This window comes from Acinetobacter sp. M5A5_2a, from assembly GCF_053345265.1.
Genome location: NZ_JBKEZV010000006.1, coordinates 263,670 through 286,020, shown reverse-complemented (window position 1 = coordinate 286,020; position 22,351 = coordinate 263,670). Strand labels below are relative to the sequence as shown.

16 protein-coding genes are annotated in these 22,351 nt (G+C 40.0%); 8 read left to right on the top strand and 8 right to left on the bottom strand.

Annotated features, from left to right (window positions below; translation table 11 throughout):
* The first annotated feature begins 1 nt into the window (after nt 1).
* Nucleotides 2-3,700: a UvrD-helicase domain-containing protein gene (locus tag ACLBWE_RS10105; protein ID WP_447602637.1), complete on the top strand. Its 3,699-nt coding sequence runs from the start codon at nt 2-4 to the stop codon at nt 3,698-3,700.
* A 108-nt stretch (nt 3,701-3,808) separates the two neighbouring features.
* Nucleotides 3,809-5,560 (top strand): exodeoxyribonuclease V subunit alpha, encoded by a 1,752-nt coding sequence (gene recD / locus ACLBWE_RS10100; protein WP_447602635.1) that lies wholly within the window; start codon nt 3,809-3,811, stop codon nt 5,558-5,560.
* 702 nt (nt 5,561-6,262) lie between these two features.
* Here the strand turns inward: recD and ACLBWE_RS10095 are convergent.
* Entirely contained in the window at nt 6,263-7,561 is a 1,299-nt protein-coding gene (locus ACLBWE_RS10095; protein ID WP_447602633.1) for a serine hydrolase domain-containing protein, read from the bottom strand.
* A gap of 211 nt (nt 7,562-7,772) precedes the next feature.
* Here ACLBWE_RS10095 and rpsO point away from each other — a divergent pair, with 211 nt between their 5' ends.
* The 3 genes from rpsO (at nt 7,773) to ACLBWE_RS10080 (ending at nt 11,691) form a co-directional block, all read left to right on the top strand.
* On the top strand, nt 7,773-8,042 hold the full coding sequence (gene rpsO / locus ACLBWE_RS10090; protein WP_002114951.1) for a 30S ribosomal protein S15: 270 nt from the start codon (nt 7,773-7,775) through the stop codon (nt 8,040-8,042).
* Nucleotides 8,043-8,307: 265 nt separating this feature from the next.
* Nucleotides 8,308-10,395, top strand: coding sequence for a polyribonucleotide nucleotidyltransferase (gene pnp, locus ACLBWE_RS10085; RefSeq protein ID WP_336166121.1), 2,088 nt, complete (start codon nt 8,308-8,310; stop codon nt 10,393-10,395).
* A gap of 84 nt (nt 10,396-10,479) precedes the next feature.
* On the top strand, nt 10,480-11,691 hold the full coding sequence (locus tag ACLBWE_RS10080) for a magnesium transporter CorA family protein (RefSeq protein WP_198496454.1): 1,212 nt from the start codon (nt 10,480-10,482) through the stop codon (nt 11,689-11,691).
* 228 nt (nt 11,692-11,919) lie between these two features.
* On the opposite strand, the gene ACLBWE_RS10075 is transcribed toward ACLBWE_RS10080, so the two are convergent.
* The 6 genes from ACLBWE_RS10075 to ACLBWE_RS10050 all read right to left on the bottom strand — a co-directional run bounded on the left by ACLBWE_RS10075 (nt 11,920) and on the right by ACLBWE_RS10050 (nt 19,303).
* Complete coding sequence (locus ACLBWE_RS10075) at nt 11,920-12,249, bottom strand: chaperone modulator CbpM (RefSeq protein WP_045436891.1); 330 nt, start codon at nt 12,247-12,249, stop codon at nt 11,920-11,922.
* Nucleotides 12,250-12,260: 11 nt separating this feature from the next.
* Complete coding sequence (locus ACLBWE_RS10070) at nt 12,261-13,217, bottom strand: DnaJ C-terminal domain-containing protein (protein ID WP_348949752.1); 957 nt, start codon at nt 13,215-13,217, stop codon at nt 12,261-12,263.
* Nucleotides 13,218-13,363: 146 nt separating this feature from the next.
* Nucleotides 13,364-13,975, bottom strand: a complete 612-nt coding sequence (locus ACLBWE_RS10065; RefSeq protein ID WP_045436893.1) for a LysE family translocator — start codon at nt 13,973-13,975, stop codon at nt 13,364-13,366.
* A 138-nt stretch (nt 13,976-14,113) separates the two neighbouring features.
* On the bottom strand, nt 14,114-14,989 hold the full coding sequence (gene hslO / locus ACLBWE_RS10060; RefSeq protein WP_004640903.1) for an Hsp33 family molecular chaperone HslO: 876 nt from the start codon (nt 14,987-14,989) through the stop codon (nt 14,114-14,116).
* Between the two features lie 164 nt (nt 14,990-15,153).
* A complete protein-coding gene (locus ACLBWE_RS10055) occupies nt 15,154-16,998 on the bottom strand; it encodes a monovalent cation:proton antiporter-2 (CPA2) family protein (RefSeq protein WP_447602629.1) in 1,845 nt (614 codons plus the stop codon).
* A 76-nt stretch (nt 16,999-17,074) separates the two neighbouring features.
* Nucleotides 17,075-19,303, bottom strand: coding sequence for a primosomal protein N' (locus ACLBWE_RS10050; protein ID WP_017391354.1), 2,229 nt, complete (start codon nt 19,301-19,303; stop codon nt 17,075-17,077).
* A 148-nt stretch (nt 19,304-19,451) separates the two neighbouring features.
* Here ACLBWE_RS10050 and gspF point away from each other — a divergent pair, with 148 nt between their 5' ends.
* From gspF to ACLBWE_RS10035, 3 genes are all read left to right on the top strand, one after another.
* Nucleotides 19,452-20,657 (top strand): type II secretion system inner membrane protein GspF, encoded by a 1,206-nt coding sequence (gene gspF, locus ACLBWE_RS10045; protein ID WP_005045048.1) that lies wholly within the window; start codon nt 19,452-19,454, stop codon nt 20,655-20,657.
* A 23-nt stretch (nt 20,658-20,680) separates the two neighbouring features.
* Complete coding sequence (gspG, locus tag ACLBWE_RS10040; protein WP_198496564.1) at nt 20,681-21,265, top strand: type II secretion system major pseudopilin GspG; 585 nt, start codon at nt 20,681-20,683, stop codon at nt 21,263-21,265.
* Between the two features lie 268 nt (nt 21,266-21,533).
* The gene (locus tag ACLBWE_RS10035) at nt 21,534-21,878 is read left to right on the top strand and encodes a hypothetical protein (protein ID WP_003654643.1); all 345 of its coding nucleotides are present in this window, start codon (nt 21,534-21,536) and stop codon (nt 21,876-21,878) included.
* A 66-nt stretch (nt 21,879-21,944) separates the two neighbouring features.
* Here ACLBWE_RS10035 and ACLBWE_RS10030 read toward each other — a convergent pair whose 3' ends face one another.
* Nucleotides 21,945-22,208, bottom strand: a complete 264-nt coding sequence (locus tag ACLBWE_RS10030; RefSeq protein WP_198496457.1) for a DUF2798 domain-containing protein — start codon at nt 22,206-22,208, stop codon at nt 21,945-21,947.
* Nucleotides 22,209-22,351: the final 143 nt, after the last annotated feature.

Here is a 22,351-nt window from a genome sequence, read left to right as displayed (position 1 = left end):
CATGAACTCAAGAGTACAGGTGTCTTATCAACCTATTATTGATATTGATTTTAGTGGATTACACTTAATTGAAGCTTCAGCAGGTACAGGGAAAACCTATACCTTATCGAGCTTGATGGTCCGTATTTTTCTTGAAAAGTACTTGCCTCGACAAGTTATTGCGACCACGTTTACCCGTGCTGCCGCTGCCGAGTTAAAAAGCCGTATTCGTGCCCGCTTGGTTGAAACGTATCGTTATTTAGATGCTAAACGCAGTTTTACAGAACATGAATTAATTACGCAGGCCGAGCAAGAGCCTGATTTGTTACTCCAACATATTTTAAAAAGCTTTGCGACGCGTATTGCCTATGCATGTGAGCGTTTAAAATTAGTTATAGATCAGTTAGACGAGCTATTTGTCGGGACACTCGATAGCTTTAGCCAAAAACTATTGCGTGAGTTTGCTTTTGAGAGTGGCAAAATTGAACGTGCTCAAATTACCGATGATGCCAAAACCTACAGCCGACAACTCATTCATGATGTACTACGTGAGTGGATACAGTCTCAGCCTCAAACCGTGATTGATGCTTTGTATCTAGCAGGTGAACTTAAGAGCGTCGATAGTTTTGTCAAACTTGTCGAAGACTCACTTAATTTTAGTTCTGCTCATTTTAAACTTCCCGAAAAACCTACGATTCAGTTTGAACAACTTGCTCAGCTCAAACAGTTGGCGACAGAAATTAACTTAAGCCTTTTAGAGCACTATTACCAGCTCGATGGCGAACACTATAAGCATGTGAGCGGTACGGTATTTCGAAACGGTGCTTTTAATAAACTATTTAGTGAATGTTTACCGCAGCTTCTGCAAGTTCTAACGCAAAGCGACAGTATTTTAGTTTTTGATGGGTCGCTATCAGCACACCGTGAGCTTGTTTTTAAGTTTTTAGGTCAAATTGCTGATCAGAAAGTTTTTAAAAAATGTCCGACCGAAATTTCAGATGGTTTCTATCAGCATCCCTGCATTCAGCAGATTCAGCAACTCTTTGGTGTACTGAAAAACTATGCTGAGCAGTTCGACCAGCTTCATATTTATTTAAAAGCCTATTTATGTGTCGAAGTTAAAAAACGACTACCACAGGTTTTACAAAATAAAGGCGAAACGACCTTTTCTCAGCAAATCCGTACACTGTCTGACGCTTTAAAGGGTGAGCAGGGGCAACGTTTTGCAGTATTTGTTCAGGCGCGTTATCCCTTAATTTTGGTCGATGAATTTCAGGACACTAACCAAGATCAAGACGACATGCTCGCCAGTATCTGGCGTCATCCGCAGCGTTATCAAAAAGGCTGCATGATTATGGTGGGTGACCGAAAACAGGCAATTTACGGTTTCCGTGGTGGGGATATGCTCACCTTCCTAAATGCCTATAAAGATATTCAAGCCAAACATGGGTGCGAATATAAGTTAATTCATAACCACCGTTCGGTAGCCGATCTGGTTGAAGTCGTCGATGCGTTATTTCAGCGGCAAATCGATTTTGGTGAACAGGTTCAATATGACCCAATTTGGGCAGGCACTCGACCTCATCCTGCGCTGATTGAGCACAACAATCATAATCCTCATCCTTTGCGCTGGTTGATGCTCAAAGACAAAGAAACAGAGGCTCAGCAAGTTGCATGGAAGATTCGGGATTTACTCAACCGTTCTCATGAGGGTCATTTATATTTTCAAAAAGACTCTCAGACTCAAACCTTAAACGAAGATGATATTGCGGTATTGTCTCGTAATCATGATGGGCTTGATAAAGTTCAATATGAGCTAGAGCGTTTAGGCATTCGGGTTAATCGTCCATCGAAACGAAGTGTTTTTGATTGCACGATTGCTCAAGACGTCGGTGCTTTATTGACAGCAATACTTCATCCTTATGATGAGGCTAAAGTGAAACGCGCTTTAATTAGCCGCCTGTTTGCCATGGACTTGAAGCAACTAATACAACTTGAGCAGACAGCAGAAGGCTTAAGTCAGTTCATGACTGGTTTTGATAGCATTAGAGAGCTGTGGTCTAGTCAGGGCTTTTTAGTTGCATGGCAACAATGTTTAAGCCAGTTTGATATCTGGCAAAATTTGGTCGCTGCTCAAAGCAAAGATAATGAACGGGTTGTGGTGAACTTGCGCCATTTGACTGAAATTTTGAGTCAGCACAGCGAGAAATATTCAGGCGCGCAAAACCTTTATCATTGGTATCTCAAACAGTTGCGTTCTCCTCTTGATCGTGATTGGGAGTTAGAACGTAAATTGTCGAGTGAAGCTGGCGTTCAGCTCATGACAATTCACCAGTCAAAAGGACTGGAGTTTAAGATTGTTTTTTTGTTGGGGGCAGATAAGCCGTTTCGAGAAAATAATAAAACTCTGAATTTTTCGACCCAAGATGTAGTCCAACCAGACTCAAGTCAGACCTTGACTCAACGTGTAGTTGCGATTGCTGATAAGACTTATTTGAATGAAGTTGAACTTAAGCAGCACGAAGAAAGAGCGCTCGCTGAACAGAATCGCCTTTGGTATGTGGCTCTAACGCGAGCAAGCCACCGCGTCTATGCACTTTTACAAGATGCTGACGGTAAATCGGTTTCAGGCTTAGCTTTCTGGAAAAATAGGAATGAGCCTTTTCAGCACCATTGCTGCACAGATGAAATGGTTTTGGAGCAGATGCCTCAAGCAATTCATTTAGCTAAGCAAACCAGTATTATTGAACTACAAGCACAACGCTTTCCTGAGCAGCGTTTTTATTCGAGAGGTAAAACTAGTTTCAGTTACTTGGCGCAGCATTTAAAACATAAGGTTGGCACAGATTTATTGGCGAGTCAGAGCAATGATGTTGTATTTGCAGAAGATGAGCTGGACTTGGTCAACACTGTTGAAACAATCAGTGCTCAGCCGATTGACTGGATAAAGAATAATTTTCCGCGAGGAACGCTTGCTGGTAATTTCCTGCATGAAATTTTTGAGCATATCGATTTTCAATGTTCAGATGACTGGGTCATAGAAATACGTCGTCGTTTTAAAAATGACTATAGTAGTCTCTGGCTAGATTTACTCAGTAAATATAAAGAGAGCTTTCCAGAGGAAGAAGACACCGAGAATCTGCTTTATCAGTCAGTTGCACAGTGGTTGCAAGATGTTTTACGAACGCCACTTTATCAGGGCTTCCGATTGAACCAACTTCAACCAGAGCAGCATTTGTCGGAGTTTCCTTTTTATTTGGCATTGTCAGATCGGGTTTTAGCCATGACTCGTGTTCAGCAGCTCTTTGCTGAATATGGCCTAAATATGCCGGAGCTACTTGAAGCGCGTTCGGCCCGTTATCTCAATGGTTCTATCGATTTAGTTTATTTTGATGGACAGCGCTATCACATTGCCGATTATAAAAGTAATTATTTAGGAGAAGATCTTGCAGATTATCGTAGCGATAACATTGCACAAAGCATGTCTTTGGCAAGTTACTGGCTACAGGCAGGTCTATACTTGGTGGCATTACATCGCTATTTGCAAGTCAAAATGCAGGATTACCAAATTGAGCAACATTTAGGTGGGGCGACTTATCTTTATTTGCGTGGCATGAATGGTGAAGCAGAGCAGGGGTATTATTACTGGCAACCTAGTATTGAGTTTATTCTGCGTCTTGATGCCATTTTGGGGTATTTTGCTGAGGATAAAATCGCATGAAAAATGCTGATAAGTTAGGTAATTTTAAGATTAACAAATACTTGACATGTGGATAAGCCTGTCTATAACCATGTGGACAAGCGTGTGGAAAACTAGGTGGATAAGTGTGTGGACAATCTAAATAGCCCTGAACAAGCCGATTTAAGCTGGTTAACAACGTGGAGTAACTTCTTAAATCAGGCTCCATTTACTGAGCAATCACAAGTGCCAGATACCGCTTCTTATTTACAGCAGCTTATTGAAGCTAGCTTGCAAGGTGATAGCTGTATCGATGTCAGTCCAGAGCAAATTGCAGCACTTGGTCAACTTGCTATATCAGCCGATCAAGCGACTTCAAAAGTTGCACCATGCGTCTACGATGAGCAGGGGTTGGCATTATACCGATATTGGCACCTAGAGCAACGCCTTGCAGAACAAATTTGTCGATTAAAGCAACAATTAATTCAGCCTGTATCTTGTGATGACTATATAAGCCTACTCACAGACCCTCATCAGCAGGCAGCTTTACAAATGGTTGCTCGGCAGAGCCTGAGTATTATTACGGGTGGGCCGGGTACAGGTAAGACCTATACACTTGCACGTATTATTGCTGTGCTTAGCCAAGCAATTCCGCATATTCGTGTGGCGATGGCTGCTCCAACGGGTAAAGCAGCACAGCGCATGCAAGAAGCGCTACAAAACTCATTTAATGACCCTAAATTGCTTGAGTCCGGATTAATGAGTGAAGAGCTCAGAAATCAGGGTACCCAAACGATTCATCGATTATTAGGGATGGGGCATAGTCAAACACCACGGTTTAATCAAAAACAACCGCTTCCTTACGATGTGATTGTGGTGGATGAGGCCTCCATGCTGGATTTAAATCTAGCCACTCTTCTATTTGAGGCTGTGCCAGAGTCTTGTCGAATTATTTTATTAGGAGATGCAAATCAGCTCGCTTCCGTTGATGTAGGTGCAGTACTTGCTGACTTGCAACAAATACAGGCACTAGCCGACAACAGAGTACAATTACAAACCAGTCGTCGTTTTGCTGAAGGGGCGTTGATTGGGCAAGTTGCTAAATTTATTCAGGCACAAACCTATCAACAAAATCATGAAGTGGTTTTGCAAAAGTTTGAGATTGATATTGTTGAGGTTTCTGAATTAAAGCCTATAGTTTTACAAAATGACATGCCAGATGTGGTTCAGCTTGAGTATTTACCAGAAGGGAATCACACAGAAGTCGAAATTTATTATCAGAAACTCATGTTAGGTTTCCAAGGCTATGTAAAGAGCCTAAAAAATTATTTAAAAGAAGAACGCTCGATTGAACAGGTTCAAAACGTAGTAAGAGCATTTGATGACTACCGTATTTTAACGGCGGTCCGTCATGGCCCATTTGGCTTACAACAATTAAATCAGTACGCGCAGCGCTGGCTACAACAACAGTTATCAATAGTTACAGTGGGTGGTTGGTATGTAGGTCGTCCGGTAATGATGACTTATAACGACTATCAACTTGGTATTTCAAATGGAGATATTGGCCTGTGTTTTGAGCATAGAACTCAGCCTCAGCAGTTTGAAGTATATTTTCCAAGTTTAAATAAATGGGTGGCGGCAAACCGGTTACCTAAAAGTATCCAAAGTGCATTCGCTTTAACAATTCATAAGTCGCAAGGGTCTGAATTTACACATACTGCTGTGGTTCTTGATCAGGCTGCAAAGAACTTATTAAGCCAAGAGCTCATTTACACTGCGATTACACGAGCTAAAAAAGTAGTGAGTCTTTTGGTTCATCCAGAAGCTTTAGTTCAGGCATTTACAGTTCGTACTACACGAAAAAGTGGTTTAGTTCAGAAAGTTAATCGGTTAGTTCGTTAAGACAAACTTAATATTTTTACCCTTGTAAGAAAAAGCTTACATAGATTCGAGATATTTGCTGCTAGAGTACACTCCACGTTTTTGAGATTATAAACACACAACGAGCTTGGCACGGAATGTCGGGCAAAATCGCACAATAATAATAGCTTAAGTCGAGAGACTGCGAACTTACAATGACGTAGGTGTATAAAGAGGAAACTTACAGCCGCTAAGCCTTGTAGTTTTGGGAGAGACTACAGGGCTTTTTTATATTCACGTTTTAATTTACTTCTAAAAAATTATCAAAAAAGATCTGTTTTAGACCTCTATTTAGTATGTTTTCTTTTAAAAAAATATATCAATAATATCAATATATTTATCTGTAATATGATTTTTAAACAGCCATTTTTCCTGTGAATTGTTAAGTTATATGTTATACAGAACTGTACGTTAAATGTTAAAAATGGTTATTTACTAAATATTATACAGACCTGTACGTTTTTACTTACATGATGATAAGAAAAATACTACTTTTCTTCATAATTGGATGTGTCACAATACATCACATAAGGAAATAGAAACAAAGACACTGGAAGTGAGTTAAAACAACAAGAAGGATGTGACTAGCATCTCACCAACGATAATAAAAACAGAAATAACACGATAAACAAAAACTACAGCGCAAAAAACCCAAGCAGAAATGCTTGGGTTTTTTATTTGCTTTTACACTAAGTTAGTTTCGTGTGAGTCGCTACCAAACAAAGATCGGCGCTGATCTCTAGGGATGCGGGGACATTGTGTTGAAATCTGATAAAGCACGTTGGCTAAAGCAGGAAGGTGCGTTCCCACGACAGATTTGCCCGTTGTTAACAGAGACACACTAATATCTCTTTCAGGGTCGGCCCAACATAAAATATTAGAGAACCCTAAATGACCAAAAGCTTGTCCCGTCATTGGACCAAAAAGACCTACAGGGTTACTACCTAACATTGGTCCTAAGGCATAGCGCATTGGAATTAATAAAGTACGATCAATGTTAACGCCCGTAGTCGGCAGTGTTGCCCTGAAAATCGTTTTCTCACTGAAGATTTGCTGACCGCCATAGCTTCCTCCACTTAAAAGCATTTCAAAGAAACGTCCAGCTTGTTCTGCGCTGGTATAGATGTTTCCGGCTGGGCAAATTGTGTCCATAAAACGGTTATCGTTAGTGACATCAACTGCAAGTTGCAACCCTCCACCTAATACATGGTTCAGGTAGTGGTCGGTACCAAGGCGGGGGTGTAGGCCTGTTGCACAATTTAAAGCAACCTCTGAGCGGTACTCTGGTTTTAAACCATAGTTGAAATAAGGCATTCCCATCGGTTTTTCGATAGTTTGATGCACAAATTCACGTAAATCTTGCCCAGTCACCCGCTCAATCACTTCTCCTAAAATATAACCCGCCGTAACAGCATGATAGGCAAGGTGGTTACCAGCAGGAGACACAGGTTTGGCAGCATATAAACGTTTTAAAATTTGATCTTTATCAAAGAGTAATTCTGGGGTGACATCGCCGTCTATATAGGGAATGCCGCCACGATGTGCTAATAAATGAAAGATAGTCGCACGGCGTTTACCATTTACGCCATATTCCGGAATATAGTAGCTCACAGGATCAAGCAAATTGATTTCGCCTTTTTCATCTAATAGATGAATTAACATGGCGGTGATCATCTTTGATGCTGAAAACAGGCAAACAGGTGTATCTGGAGTCGCAATCAAAGCATTCTCTTGTAGTCCTGCTGGAGAGTTCCCCTGAGCATATCCAATGCTTCTGTTCAGTAGAACTTTACCTTGTCGACGTAGACAAAAAGTAATGAGTGGATAATTTCCAGTTTTATATAATGCTTCTACACTGTTCCAGATTTTTTGAATCTGGCGTTCAGTCATTCCACCCTGTTCAGCAGCAACCTCATCTTTACGACGAATAATTTGCTCAATATTGTCCGGTACTGGACAAGTGTTGGTTGAAAAAATTTTCACACGTTCCTCGCGCTTATTTCTTTTTATTCAAGGGTAGTGTGCAGAGTTAATATGCTCATGTCAGTGTCTAAAATGACAAGTTACTGAAAACTATTTTGCAATCCACCTATAGATACCTTAAAATAGGCGACTTGCTGTAGTGATGCACGGCAGTCAGTTGCCTCAACTGATTCATATCGTTTACTTTTTTTAAGCATCTCGGAGAAATCGAATGGCTTTAACTAATGCAGACCGCGCAGAGATCATTGCTAAATTTGCTCGCGCTGAAAATGACACTGGTTCACCAGAAGTACAAGTAGCTTTATTGACTGCTCAAATCAATGATTTACAAGGTCACTTTAAAGCTCACAAACACGACCATCATAGCCGTCGTGGTTTGATTCGTATGGTTAACCAACGTCGTAAATTGCTTGACTATTTAAATGGTAAAGACCACGGTCGTTACACTGCTTTGATCGGTGCTTTAGGTTTACGTCGTTAATTCGATTTTCACTTTGTTTTCGCTATTTCGCATGTCGCAATGCTTTATCGCTGAAAAGAGAGTTTCACTTAATTTTAGATTAAGTGATTTTTAGAAGGGGCGCTTGTGCGCTCCTTCTTTGCGTTTAACTTTTAACATTATTTAAAATTTTTGGCCTAGTGTGATGGCTTCTAAGCTTTGTCATTTATCTACCAATCGGTGTAGTCTGAATGCCAAACCTTAGGGGTCTCACTAGAATAAAATTAGGAAAATACAATACATGTCAATGTTTAATATCGTTCGTAAAGAATTCCAATATGGTCAACACACTGTTGTTTTAGAAACAGGTCGTGTTGCACGTCAAGCAAATACAGTTTTAGTTACAATGGGCGGCGTAACTGTTTTAGTTGCAGTAGTTGCTCAACCTAAAGCAAAAGCGGGTCAGGACTTCTTCCCGTTAACAGTTAACTATCAAGAAAAACAATATGCTGCGGGTCGTATCCCAGGTGGTTATGGTAAACGTGAAGGTCGTCAGTCTGAAGCTGAAACTTTAATTTCACGTCTTATTGACCGTCCAATTCGTCCATTGTTCCCAGAAGGTTTCTATAACGAAATCCAAGTGACAGCGACTGTTGTTTCTTCTGATAAGACTATGGATGCTGACATTGCTGCAATGATCGGTGCTTCAGCTGCAATGTCAATTGCAGCTGTTCCATTCCGTGGTCCAATTGCAGGCGCACGTGTTGGTTTAATCAACGGCGAATACATTCTTAACCCAACCCACGAACAATTGAAAGAAAGTGATCTTGATCTTGTGGTTGCGGGTACTGAATCTGCGGTACTAATGGTTGAATCTGAAGCGAAAGAACTTTCAGAAGACCAAATGTTAGGTGCTGTACTTTTCGGTCATGACGAAATGCAAATTGCTGTTCAAGCAATTAAAGAATTTGCTGCTGCTGCTGGTGCAGTTGAATCAACTTGGGTTGCTCCAAGCAAAAACGAAGCTCTTCTTGAGCAATTAAAAGCAGCTTTCGAAGCTAAAATTTCTGAAGCATATACGATTGCGGTTAAACAAGATCGTTATGCAGCACTTGATGCACTTTATGCAGAAGCTGTAGCTCAGTTCGTTCCTGAAAATGACGAAACTGGTATTGCTGACGAAGTAAACGAATTATTTGAAGACCTTAAATACCGTACAGTACGTGACAACATCTTGTCAGGTAAACCACGTATTGATGGCCGTGATACTAAAACTGTTCGTGGTATCGACGTTCAAGTTGGTGTATTAGACCGTGCTCACGGTTCTGCATTATTTACACGTGGTGAAACTCAAGCGTTGGTAACAACAACTTTGGGTAATACTCGTGATGCACTAATGGTTGATACATTGTCAGGTACGAAAACTGACAATTTCATGTTGCACTACAACTTCCCTGCATACTCTGTAGGTGAAACTGGTCGTGAATCTGGTCCTAAACGTCGTGAAATTGGTCATGGCCGTTTAGCACGTCGTGGTGTTCAAGCAGTTCTTCCTGCTGCTGACCGCTTCCCGTATGTTATTCGTATTGTATCTGACATTACTGAATCTAACGGTTCATCTTCAATGGCTTCTGTATGTGGTGCGTCATTATCTCTTATGGATGCGGGTGTTCCACTTAAAGCACCAGTTGCTGGTATCGCAATGGGCTTAGTAAAAGAAGGTGAGCGTTTTGCAGTACTTTCTGACATCTTGGGTGATGAAGATCACTTAGGCGACATGGACTTTAAAGTAGCAGGTTCTGAAAACGGTATTACTGCACTTCAAATGGACATCAAGATTGAAGGTATTACTGAAGAAATTATGGAAGTTGCATTAAACCAAGCATTTGCTGGTCGTATGCACATCCTTAACGAAATGAATAAAGTCATTTCACGTGCTCGTCCTGAAATCAGCGCTCATGCACCGACATTTGAAGTCATTAACATCAATCCAGACAAGATCCGTGATGTTATTGGTAAAGGCGGTGCAACGATTCGTGCCATTACTGAAGAAACTAAAGCTGCAATTGATATTGAAGACAATGGTACAGTTCGTGTATTTGGTGAAACTAAAGCTGCTGCTCGTGCTGCGATTGCAAAAATTCAAGCACTTACTGCTGAAGTTGAACCAGGTAAAATCTATGACGGTAAAGTAATCCGTATTGTAGAATTCGGCGCGTTTGTAAACATCATGCCGGGTACTGATGGTCTTCTTCACATTTCGCAAATTTCAAATGAACGTATTGCGAACGTAACTGATGTTCTTAAAGAAGGTCAGGAAGTGAAAGTACAAGTTGCTGATGTTGATAATCGTGGTCGTATTAAATTGACTATGAAAGACATTGAACAAGCATAATTGTTCTAGTGACATGAAAAAGTCCGCTTGATGCGGACTTTTTTTATGGCATGATGCAAGTAATACAAAACAGATCATCGTGGTATGCAGGTTTATTACTTTTATCGCCATCAAGCTGAGGGCTATGTCTTTTTAAGCCGCGAGCAGCATAGTGAACATGTTCTAGAGTTTTTCTGGATTGATAGTCTCAGAACGGATGTCGTCAATCATAATGAAGAATGGCAACAAGAGATTCAAAAGCTTTCAGGCGTAGTTATTAATGAGTTTCATATGCGGGATATCTCGAATATTGAACATCCTTGCGCCTTTGACACGCTTGAAGAATATGACTTACTGATTTTTAAAAAGCTAGTTACGCCTGATGATGAAATTAAACATGCTGAATCCCAAGACAGTGTTTTTGGTTTGGCGACTACACCAATTAGCTTTATTTTGACGCCAGATGTGCTGATTAGTGTGCGTGAGCCGGGAAACAAGTCTATTGAAAATTATATTCAACGTCTTGATAACATTTTATGTAGAACTTTAGAAGAGCAAAATAAAACCCGTAAATTACCAAATTCACCGATCGATTTATCGTTACGGTTGTTAAACAGCATGATTGATGGCTATCTTGATATCCGCTCGCCATTGACGAGAAGAGTCGAGCATTGGCAACAGCAATTGCTTCAGGGTAATCGTCGTTTTAAACAATGGCATCAACTATTCCATGAAAATATGGCATTTCAGCAAGTGGAAAATCTATGCGAGGAGCAAATTGAAAGCTTGCAAGAGTTTAGAGATGAAATCGTAGAAAATTACCACCATGTGATTGGCAAGCATATCCATAATTCACAAGATATTTTACTGGTACGTTTAAATGATTTAATGAGTCATGTTGAACGTATTCAAAAACATACTTTGCGATTGCGTAGCGCAATTCAGTCCGCAATTGATCTGCATTTTTCAGCCATTGCGAACCAGACCAATGAAAACATGCGGATTCTTGCAATTATCACCGCCGTTTTTGCACCTCTTACCCTTTTAACGGGTATTTATGGAATGAATTTTGAGTTTATTCCTGGTCTTAAATCGCCAGTTGGTTTCTGGATTATGCTCGGGGTCATGCTGCTTAGTACTATTTTTCTGTTGTACTATTTTTATCGACAGCATTTGGTGGGGCGAGGTGAACGAAGCGTCATTGATTTATTGGCCCAACAGCATCGTCAAGATCGGATGAATTTATTTTGGTTTTTGGAATATGAACCGATTAAGCAGACTTTGAAGGAAGTGGAGAAGATTACTCGGTTAAAGTAATAGTGATTTTCAAAAATGAGTAAAGTTGATTTGTTAGTATTGCCTCAAATATAGGGATTAATTAGATATTTTTATATCGGCGTATCCTTACTTTTGACTGGGCAAAAGTAACAAAACCCCTTTATTGGACTGACGGTACATCCATGTTCCCGCAGTCCAAAAGGCGGCATCCATGCCGCCATCACGTTAGTTCATACCTATTTGAAAGGTTATTTAGAAAAAAGAATATCAATGAAAATGCTTCAACTGTTTTCTAAGTTGTTGTACTTCATCAATCAAATCTAGCATCACTGCAACTGCCGCCAAACTTGCGTCAAAGTCACGTTGTAGACGATAAGCTTTACGAGCACGAGAGACATCTTCGCCCATAAACTGATGGGTTTCAGGTGCGGTATTGACCGATAAAATATCATATTCAATTAGCTGAATAATCCAGTCGGGACTTTGACCACAAGCTTGAGCGAATTGTTGTAGATCAAATGTGGATTGTTCATCAACGACCTCAGCACTAAAGGTATGGCCGTCATATACAATTTCTCGATAATGAATGGTTGTCATAATCTTGCTCCCTAATGAGATGAACGAGGTTCGAATGAAGCAAAGGCTTCAGCCAGTTGCTGATAGGCTTGTTTTTCTTTTTCAGAATGTGCAGGTGGAAATACAATATTTAAGATTAAGTATAGATGCCCTGGTGTTTTATTAGGTATCCCTTTGTCTTTTAAACGTAGCTGTTGTCCTTGTTTTGCATTGTGAGGTAAATTGACATGCAAAGATCCAGCTGGTGTTTTTACTTCAATACCTTGACCTAACGCTGCTTCCCACGGAGCGACATCTACAGTCAAATATACATCACTGCCTTCGACATGAACGCGGTCTGTATCTTTATACTGGATTTCAATATAGAGATCGCCGTTAGCACCGCCATTGATACCACTTTGTCCTTGTCCACTTAATCGGATTTGCTGACCTTCTTTCATACCTTTTGGTATTTTGACTTGAAGGGTTTTACGTTGAACTTCAGGTTCGCCATACGCATTCACAGTCGGAATTTGCAGGGTAATTTGTTGCGTTGATCCATGATAGGCAATATCAAGATCGACCTCTATGCTGGCATGTTGATCTTCACCGCGATAACTACGCTGTTGTCTCTGATGTTGCTGTTGACCACCACCAAATCCTGTACCAAAGCGACCAAATAAATCTTCAAAACCGCTAAAGTCTGCTTGCTCACCACCTGTAAAGCCTTGGCGATAAAACTGTGCTCCATCAAAACCACCTTGCGCAGCACCCTGACCAAAGTTATTAAAACCTTGTGGATGATCTAATGACTGGTCATATTCAGCTTTTTTTTCTGCATTGCTTAACGTGTCGTAGGCAACATTAATTGCCTGCATCTTTTCTTCGGCATCTTTTTCTTTGCTGATGTCAGGATGATATTTACGAGCTAATTTTCGATAAGCTTTCTTAATTTCATCAGCAGAGGCTTTGCGTGTAACCCCTAATTCTTCATAATAATTTTTAGCCATAATGTTTTATCAGGATGGTGTGGTTTATTTCATTATGAAACGATTTTTAGAGTTTTCAATAAGCTAGATTGTATAAGAGTTGTTCTATTACAAAATAAGATTGAGAGAAAGAGGTATAGATAAATTAAGACTATACCTCTCATTAGTTAGATAAAAGTTTGGTACAAGCCGTAAATAGCAATCAATAGAAGTAATAGGCCGCAAAGCCCTAATATTTTTGGATATAAATGGCTATTAGAAAGACGGCGGAAAAATACATAAACAAGAGATAAAGTTAAGAAGTCTAAAACAATCCATGTCAGGGTGAGTATGGTTAAACTTAGGTTGAGCTGTGGTGTAATAGAAACAAATTGCGGAAAGAAAGCCGAGAAAAAAATAATATCTTTCGGGTTGGATATTCCGACAAAAAAGCCCTTTTTGAAGCCACCATTTTGTGCCGAAACTGTTTGTATCGCTTCTGGATGAGGTGCCTGAATGACTTCTTTAAGAATAGTGAAACCTAAATATCCAATATATAGACAGCCTAAGATACGGATAATATTGAGATAACTATCGTTAACACTCAGTACTCCCTTTAAAACGAGTACTGAAATAAAAATTAAAATAAGTGAGGCTAAATTGGTCCCAAAAATCGTTTCAAGTGCTTTTCTATATCCACCTTTAAGTCCAGCGCTTGCAACTAAAATCATGACAGGGCCGGGGGTAGCAATCATAATAATGACGCTAAAAATAAATAGAAAATAATCAAAATAATTCATGGAATATAAGAATCTTACTTATTGGGCTATAAAGTAATCTTATATTATCTTATTTAAAATAAGATATTGAAAACGATCATCAAAAAAATAAGGATAAATAAAAAGGCGGTATATCCGCCTTTTTATAAAGTTTAACTACTAACTCAAATGCTCACCAAATAATGCTAAAGCTTCTTCAGCGGTAAAGGTATATTGCGTGTTACAGAACTGACAGTCCATACGAATAGGGTTCTGTTCTTCTAACGTTTCATGAACAGCATCTACACCAATTTGAATCAGCGCATTTGCACAGCGCTCTTTTGAACATGTACAGCCGAATTTGAGTGCTTCAATTTCTGGTAAACGAACCTCTTCTTCGTTATATAAACGATATAAGATCTCGGTTGCATCTAAATTGGTGAGCTCTTCAGCTTTTAATGTTTCGGTCAACATGGTCAAGCGTGGCCATAAATCTTCATCAACCAACTTTTGCTCTTCGTCATCATGACGTGGTAAAAGCTGAATGAGTAAACCACCAGAGCGCTTAGCAGTACTCGCTAGCACAATTCGAGTTGGAATTTGTGCAGATAAGTCGTAATACTGCATGAGGCAACCCGCTAAATTTGCCTGATCAAGAGGTACAATGCCTTGGTAACGCTCGCCAAATTCCGGTTCAATATTGATAAATAAAACTGGGTTAACTAAAGCGCCGAGAACTGTGCTGCTGTCTGTTGCTTCAATGAAGCGTGGATCGGTTTCATAATCGGCTAAAGCACGAACTTCACCTAAATGATTACATTCAGCCATTGCCCATTTAAAGGTGCCGCTAGCCTGGATTTGCAAGCTGATACGGCCTTTGATTTTTAGTGTACTTGCAAGTAATGCAGTCGCACTCAACATTTCACCTAGCAGAATTTTAACGGCAGGCATATAGTCACGTTGAGCTAAGATAGTTTGTAGTGCTTCTTCTAGATGAACGACTTCCCCACGAACAGGAAAGTTCTCTATATAAAAGCGTTGGCGTAAATCAGACATAATATTCTCCAGGGCCCTAAGCAGATTATAACAATTTCTTTTTAATCAAGCTTAGGGAATGCAGCGAAGCCGCAAGTAGGACAAAGGACAGCTTGGTGTCCATTGTCCAATTATTTAGGCAATGTGAATAAGTCCTTAATATAGCCATTCTTCGAAATCTCAAGTTATTCTAGATGATCTCGTGTAATGTCGATGCGATTTGGCTGTAAATGACGCTTTAAATTCACATCGTGTTTTGACGTGGCTTGTTGTTGAGCATCACTTTCAAATAGATGTTCAAGTTCGGCTAAAGCATTACGATGTGTTTCAAAGATCTTCTGTTCATCAGTATAAATACTTTGCTGTTGTATGAGCAATTTCTCATCATAATCCCGAAAGATTTCGATATTGTTATAGGCTTGCTCATCAGAGATACCGAGTTCTCGCAAGGCACGATAAGCCATACCTAATGAAGATAAATACGTTTCACGCCAAATGTATTCAACTCCTAAATCTCTTAAAAGATGTACATGGTGGCGGTCACGAGCACGAGCCAATAACTTTAAGTTTGGATAATTTAATCTGAGATGACGTGCCACATTCATAGAATCTTCGACATCATCAATCGCTAAAATAAATACTTTGGCTTTTTCAATACCCGCAGAACGCAGTAAATCTGGTTGGGTCACATCACCATAATAAAGTGATCCGCCATATCGTCTGACAAAGTCGACTTGATGAAGATTGTTATCAATTGCGGTAAACCCTAGATGTTGCAGGCGGGCAATACGCGCAATAATTTGTCCAAACCGACCAAAACCAGCAATGATAATCGGGTTTGCTTGCTGAGGAATTTCATCATACTCAGGCGGGCGTTCTTTATTAAAAAGTGGAATGACCTTGTATGCCATCACCCAGTAAATCACTGGTGTGAGTACCATCGACAAAGTCACAATAAGCGTCACAGGTTCTAATAAAGCTTGAGTTAAAATCTTTTCACTTTTAGCTAAGCTTAAAATGACGAAAGCAAATTCACCGCCTTGAGCTAAACAAGTTCCTAATAGTAGGCTGTTATTCCAACTGTATTTTTTATAGCGTGCAATGGCGGTCAATATCAGCGTTTTGATGACCAGTAAGCCAATTGCTCCACCAATAATAAGCCACGGCATTTCAATGAGTAGTGACAGTTGAGTAGTCATACCCACGGTCATAAAGAATAGGCCAAGCAGTAGACCTTTAAACGGTGCAATACTGGCTTCAACTTCGTGACGAAATTCGGAATCTGCTAATAATACGCCTGTGAGGAAAGCACCTAATGTCGTGCTAATTCCTAATGTATCCATCAGCAAGACAACAGCAAGAATAATAAATAATCCTACCGCCGTAATGAGTTCAGTTGCTCCACTTTTGGCAACAAAACGGAAAAATGGACGCATCACATAACGACTAAATAGAAATAGACCAGTGAATGTTGCGATGATAGCCGCAAAATAAGCGATCCCATGATGGGTTGACTCTGTTCCTGCGAGTAATGGAATAATTGCAAGTAACGGAATCGCAGCTATATCTTGAAATAATAAAATTGAAAAAGACTGCTGACCATAGGTCGTGTTGAGTTGCTGTTTTTCAGTCAAAAGCTGTAATACAAACGCTGTAGAAGACAGTGCCAGCGCAAAACCAATCACAAAGCTGACAGCAAGTTGCTGTTGAAATAGGAAGAGTACGATCAGCATAAGAACGCCACCGCTAATAAGAACTTGCAGACTTCCCATTACAAAAATAGAGTCACGCATTTCCCACAAACGCTGTGGCCTTAATTCTAAGCCAATCAGGAACATCAATAAAATGACACCGAATTCGGCAAGTTCCATAATTGCTTCAGGGTCATGAGCAATATTTAAAACACTAGGACCCAGAAGTATTCCTGTAAATAAATAACCTAAAACTGTTGCAATCCCTAGGCGTTTGCCAAGAGGGACTAAAATCAGAGAAGCTCCAAGAAAGATAGTTGCTTGCAGTAGGAATGACATCCATTGCCTCGAATGTATTAGTCTCTTTTAAGTGTAAAACGAAAAAGACGTCTTCACACCATGATATTCAAATCATCTAATTAAATTCTTGTGGATCAACATCAATTGATAGCCTGAGTTGATGCTGCCTTGGTGCATGGACTAATTGAGACCACCACTGTCTTAAGTAAAAATGTAGACGAGCGCGGTCGGCAGATAAAATCACCATGTGTGCACGATACCGCCCAGCTTTACGCTCCATCGGTGCTGGAATAGGTCCCCAAATATCAACAATCTCACCTGCAACTTGGCGAAGTTGCTCAGCAGCTTCATTTAAAAAATGCAAGGTATAGTCTCGATCTTTCGACTCTGCACGTATGAGTACTGCATAGCGATAAGGCGGTAGCAAAGCAACTTTACGTTCAGCCAATGTTTGTTTGGCAACCGCGCGATAGTCTTTTTCGATGAGTGTGGTTAGGAGTGGGTGATCTGGCCTTAATGTTTGCAAATAAACATGGCCTTTATGCTCACCACGGCCTGCACGGCCAGCCACTTGAACAATCAATTGCGCAGTACGTTCTGGTGCACGGATATCTACGCTGAGTAACCCTGCATCAATATCTAAAATGGCAACCAAAGTCACATGTGGGAAATGGTGACCTTTTGCCAACATTTGCGTACCGAGCAAAATTGTTGGCTTGTTTTGATGAATGCGATCATAGATTTTTTGCCAGCTTCCGACACGACTGGTACTGTCACGATCAACCCGAATCACGTCATGCTCTGGAAATAATTCTTGTAAATGTTCTTCGACCTTAGCTGTTCCTGCGCCTAGTGTTTTTAAGCTCTTTTGCTGACACTCAGGACAATGATCTGGTAAGCGATGAATGGTTCCACAGTGGTGGCAATGTAAATAAGAATAAGGCTGGGTATGCAAAGTAAAATGTGCATCACAATGTGGACAATTGGCTTGCCATCCACAGCTCTCACAGACCAGTACAGGTGCATAACCACGACGGTTTAAAAAGATTAAAACCTGTTCTTTTCTCGCTAAAGTATGTTTGATTTGTTCAATAAGAGGCTGGCTAATTCCATGCTGTTTTTTGACAATTTTAAGATCGATCAAATGCATTTTGGGCAAAAGTGCATGTCCAGCACGTTTGTTGAGTTGCAGTGAAGTTAACTTGCCAGTTTCGACCAAATAATAACTATCAATACTTGGTGTTGCCGAACCTAAAATCACTGGGCAGCTTTGTAAGTGTCCTCGGTATAGTGCGACATCACGTGCATGGTAACGGAAGCCTTCTTGCTGTTTATAAGACAGGTCATGTTCTTCATCTAAAATGATTAAGCCCAAACGTGGCAGCGGTGTATAGATCGCTGAGCGTGTCCCTAAAATAATAGATGCTTTTCCGGTCTGTGCCTGCTGCCATGCTTGTAACCGTTTGGAATCGTTAAGGCCAGAGTGCAATAAAGCAATATCACAATTAAAACGAGACTTAAAACGAGAAATGGTTTGAGGAGTTAAACCAATTTCAGGCACCAAAACCAGTACTTGTTTACCTTGCTTTAGCACCTCGTGCATGATGTGTAAATAAACTTCAGTTTTACCGCTACCCGTTAAGCCATCTAGCAAAAATGCTTGGTATTGATGCTGTGCTTTAATAACCTGTTGAGTTGCTTGCTTTTGGTCTTCATTTAGCGTGAGCGGCATTTGTGCCAATTGAACAGGTGTAGGGCTAAAGTCGTGTGGTTCAAGCGTACATTCAACCAAACCTTTCTTTTCTAGCGCTTTAAGTGTTGCAGTTTCTACGCCACTTAAATTGAGAATGTTCTCTGTTGTTCCAGAGGGATGTAACTTTAAAATCTGATAAGCATCTTGTTGCTTCACTGAGCGTTTAAGCAGTGCCTCAACATTGTCGCATGGAGTAATTTTCCAGAGATGGAACAAAACGTCCATCGGTTTGCCCTGACGCAGTATAGCCGGAAGGGCGGTTTGCATGACCTCGCCAACTGGAAATTGGTAATATTGTGCAGACCATGTCAATAAACTTAAAACTTGTTCATCTAAAATAGGTTGTTCATCTAAAAGTTCAGAAATGGCTTTAAGCTGAAATTTGCCTGTAAATGGCTCATGTGGATTCACTTTTTCAGTGATGATACCAATCAGGTTTTGTCGCCCAAATGAAATAGCGACGCGTGAGCCTACTTGAGCCCGTTCATATTGTGCTTCGGTGAGTGTATAGTCAAAAGTGTCGTACAGATGCACAGGTACGGCAACACGCACACGATAAACAACTGAATCAGGCTTTGGCGTTATGGTCATAGAGGCTCATTTCGTCAATTTTAAAAAACGGCATAGCGTCGTGAAGAGGACTTGGGTATTCTACACAGGCTATAGAATGAATATGAATGATTGCGTAGCATAGATGCAACAGCAGCGACTATTATTTTTGGAAAATTAGAACATTACCATGCCTGCATATCAATTTACTGCCATTGATGCTTCAGGGAAGCAGCAAAAAGGAGTGCTTGAGGGAGACTCAGCACGCCAGATTCGCCAACAATTACGCGATAAAGCATGGACACCAATTAGCGTTGACCCTGTTGAACAAAAAGATAAACATCAGAGTCAGGGGTTATTTCAAAAAAAGTTCAGTGCCTATGATTTGGCACTCATGACCAGACAACTTTCTGTTTTGGTTGCAGCCGCAATTCCTTTAGAAGAAGCTTTACGTGCGGTGAGCAAGCAAAGTGAAAAAGCGCATGTGCAAAATCTTTTATCGTCTGTTCGTTCGCGAGTCATGGAAGGACACTCATTGGCTCAAGGTATGCAGCAATCTGGACGTTTTCCAGATCTCTATATTGCAACAGTTGCTGCTGGTGAGCGTTCGGGGCATTTAGATCTGATTTTAGATCAGCTCTCGGATTACACCGAAAACCGTTTTGCCATGCAAAAGAAAGTTCAGGGCGCCATGATTTATCCGATCATTTTAATGCTGATGTCATTTGCTATTGTCATGGGTTTAATGACTTTTGTTGTGCCAGAAATTGTTAAAACCTTTGATCAGAACAAAGATGCACTGCCGTGGATTACGGTCGCTTTAATGAAAGCGAGCGATTTTATTCGCCATGCGTGGGTGTTTATTATTATTTTTGCAGTTGTGGGAATTGTCGCATTTGTACGGTTTCTAAAAACAACAGCTGGGCATTATGCTTTTGATCGATTAACACTCAAATTGCCATTATTCGGTAAACTGTCACGTGGTATTAATTCTGCACGATTTGCCAGTACCTTATCTATTTTGACCCGTTCAGGCGTGCCGTTGGTCGATGCCTTAAAAATTGGTGCAGCCGTCACCAATAACTGGGTCATACGCGATTCAATTGCCCATGCGGCTGAGCGTGTTACAGAAGGTGGTAACTTGGGTACGCAGCTTGAGCGCAGTGGTTATTTCCCACCAATGATGGTACAAATGATTCGAAGTGGTGAGGCATCAGGTGAGCTCGACCGGATGTTAGAACGAGCATCGACCATGCAAGACCGTGAGGTTACAACATTTATTTCAACCTTACTGGCATTACTTGAACCGCTTATGCTGGTTTTAATGGCAAGCATTGTACTGGTTATTGTAATCGCGGTTATGCTGCCAATCGTAAATATGAACAATATGATTTAATAACTTTGATATTAGAGATAATGATGAAAGTAAAAAATATTCAAAGCGAAACAGCGATGGAACAACACAGTGAATCTGCGGTTTCAAATCAGTTTGAGCCAACGTGCCATTCCGAGCATAGCTCTTTATTAAATGACTGCTCCTCAAGCGTAGCTTTCGGACTTGCGGCACGTTCGAACGGTGTTCGAATGAAACGTGCCTCAGGCTTTACCCTCATTGAAGTTATGGTTGTGATTGTAATTTTAGGCGTGTTAGCAGCGCTAATCGTACCAAATGTCATGGGGCGTAGTGAAAAAGCAAAAATTGATACCACTCAAATTACATTAAAAGGTGTAGCTGGTGCTTTAGATCAGTACAAGCTCGATAACGGTCATTTCCCAACAATGCAAGAAGGTGGACTAGATGCTTTAGTGAATCAGCCTGCTACAGCAAAAAATTGGATGCCGGGTGGATATGTTAAAGGTGGTTATCCTAAAGATAGTTGGAAAAATGATGTTCAATATGTAATTCCAGGTGCAGATAGCCGAGCTTTTGATTTGTACTCGTTTGGTGCAGACGGCAAAGAGGGCGGTGAAGGTAATGATGCAGATATTTATTACCAACCTTAATTGAAAATATAATGGAGATTATCAATTCGTTTAAAAAGATAAACTGATAAATACGAATTGATAATCTTTCTTAATCACGAAAATATAGTAAGTTTTTGAAAAATATAAAATAAAGTTAATAGTTATATTTGAGACTTATAATAAGAATTATTCCCATATTTAATAGTTACAAGAAAGTTAAAATGTAGAGAAAAATAAGCTATATATTTAAATAAAAGCTTTGCATAATAAATAAAAAGCACTTTATTACATTAAAAGGAGAGATTAAATGAAAGCATTTCTCATAGTAGATGAACTGACTCAGTTTCATTGGGTAATGCTGAAGTCTGTCCTATTGATTTTGGGTTTATTGCCGATTGCCGAAGTTTTTTTAAAGCTATGGCTTAATACCGAAGGAAGTAGCCAAATTATGATTGGTTTCTTTGCATTAAGTATTGTGAGTGCATGGTTAATGGTGAGCTTCTTTACTGCATTAAAAGCGAGTGTCTGGCAAGCTAAACAAATATCCACTAAATATGAGCAATTGCTTTTTAAAGCCTATCGTTATGTACCAATGGTCTTTTTATCGAGTTTAGTTGCTTATTTATCTTTGCAATTATCGATCGCTTTTTAATAATATTTTAAAACCAAATTTTTAGATAAAACGTAGACTGAATATCTACGTTTTATTTTTTTTAATTTAAGCAGGCTGTTGTACTAGCATTGCTGTAATTTTACGCACAACAGGCAATATAAAAAGTAGCGTTGGGAAAGCAATTAACCAAGAAATAGCCCATGCAGACATCCATACATAAATGGAAAATTCTTCTAATCCCAAACTTCGTAATGTACTAATCATCGAAACCACAAACGTCATAATGATCGATAGAAGAAAGGGTAAAACGATAGATGTATAGCGATTTGGAAGTTTTTTAAAACTAAACAAAGATTTTGAGTTTTGCATTTTGACTCCGTAAACCAACAAACGCCAGTGCCATTCAAAAATATAAAAATATTTTGAACAAATAGCTCCAAGCATTGTTGGAGGTATGTTGGCACGTTGATTGACGTAAACGTTTACGGCTTTTTGATGAGCAGATTTAATTT

Excerpts from the sequence above, each read along its gene's own strand:
- ACLBWE_RS10105 (WP_447602637.1), top strand. The coding sequence starts at position 2 with ATGAACTCAAGAGTACAGGTGTCTTATCAACCTATTATTGATATTGAT.
- rpsO (WP_002114951.1), top strand. The coding sequence starts at position 7,773 with ATGGCTTTAACTAATGCAGACCGCGCAGAGATCATTGCTAAATTTGCT.
- pnp (WP_336166121.1), top strand. The coding sequence starts at position 8,308 with ATGTTTAATATCGTTCGTAAAGAATTCCAATATGGTCAACACACTGTT.
- ACLBWE_RS10080 (WP_198496454.1), top strand. The coding sequence starts at position 10,480 with ATGCAGGTTTATTACTTTTATCGCCATCAAGCTGAGGGCTATGTCTTT.
- ACLBWE_RS10075 (WP_045436891.1), bottom strand. The coding sequence starts at position 12,249 with ATGACAACCATTCATTATCGAGAAATTGTATATGACGGCCATACCTTT.
- ACLBWE_RS10070 (WP_348949752.1), bottom strand. The coding sequence starts at position 13,217 with ATGGCTAAAAATTATTATGAAGAATTAGGGGTTACACGCAAAGCCTCT.
- ACLBWE_RS10065 (WP_045436893.1), bottom strand. The coding sequence starts at position 13,975 with ATGAATTATTTTGATTATTTTCTATTTATTTTTAGCGTCATTATTATG.
- hslO (WP_004640903.1), bottom strand. The coding sequence starts at position 14,989 with ATGTCTGATTTACGCCAACGCTTTTATATAGAGAACTTTCCTGTTCGT.
- ACLBWE_RS10055 (WP_447602629.1), bottom strand. The coding sequence starts at position 16,998 with ATGTCATTCCTACTGCAAGCAACTATCTTTCTTGGAGCTTCTCTGATT.
- ACLBWE_RS10050 (WP_017391354.1), bottom strand. The coding sequence starts at position 19,303 with ATGACCATAACGCCAAAGCCTGATTCAGTTGTTTATCGTGTGCGTGTT.
- gspF (WP_005045048.1), top strand. The coding sequence starts at position 19,452 with ATGCCTGCATATCAATTTACTGCCATTGATGCTTCAGGGAAGCAGCAA.
- gspG (WP_198496564.1), top strand. The coding sequence starts at position 20,681 with ATGAAAGTAAAAAATATTCAAAGCGAAACAGCGATGGAACAACACAGT.
- ACLBWE_RS10035 (WP_003654643.1), top strand. The coding sequence starts at position 21,534 with ATGAAAGCATTTCTCATAGTAGATGAACTGACTCAGTTTCATTGGGTA.
- ACLBWE_RS10030 (WP_198496457.1), bottom strand. The coding sequence starts at position 22,208 with ATGCAAAACTCAAAATCTTTGTTTAGTTTTAAAAAACTTCCAAATCGC.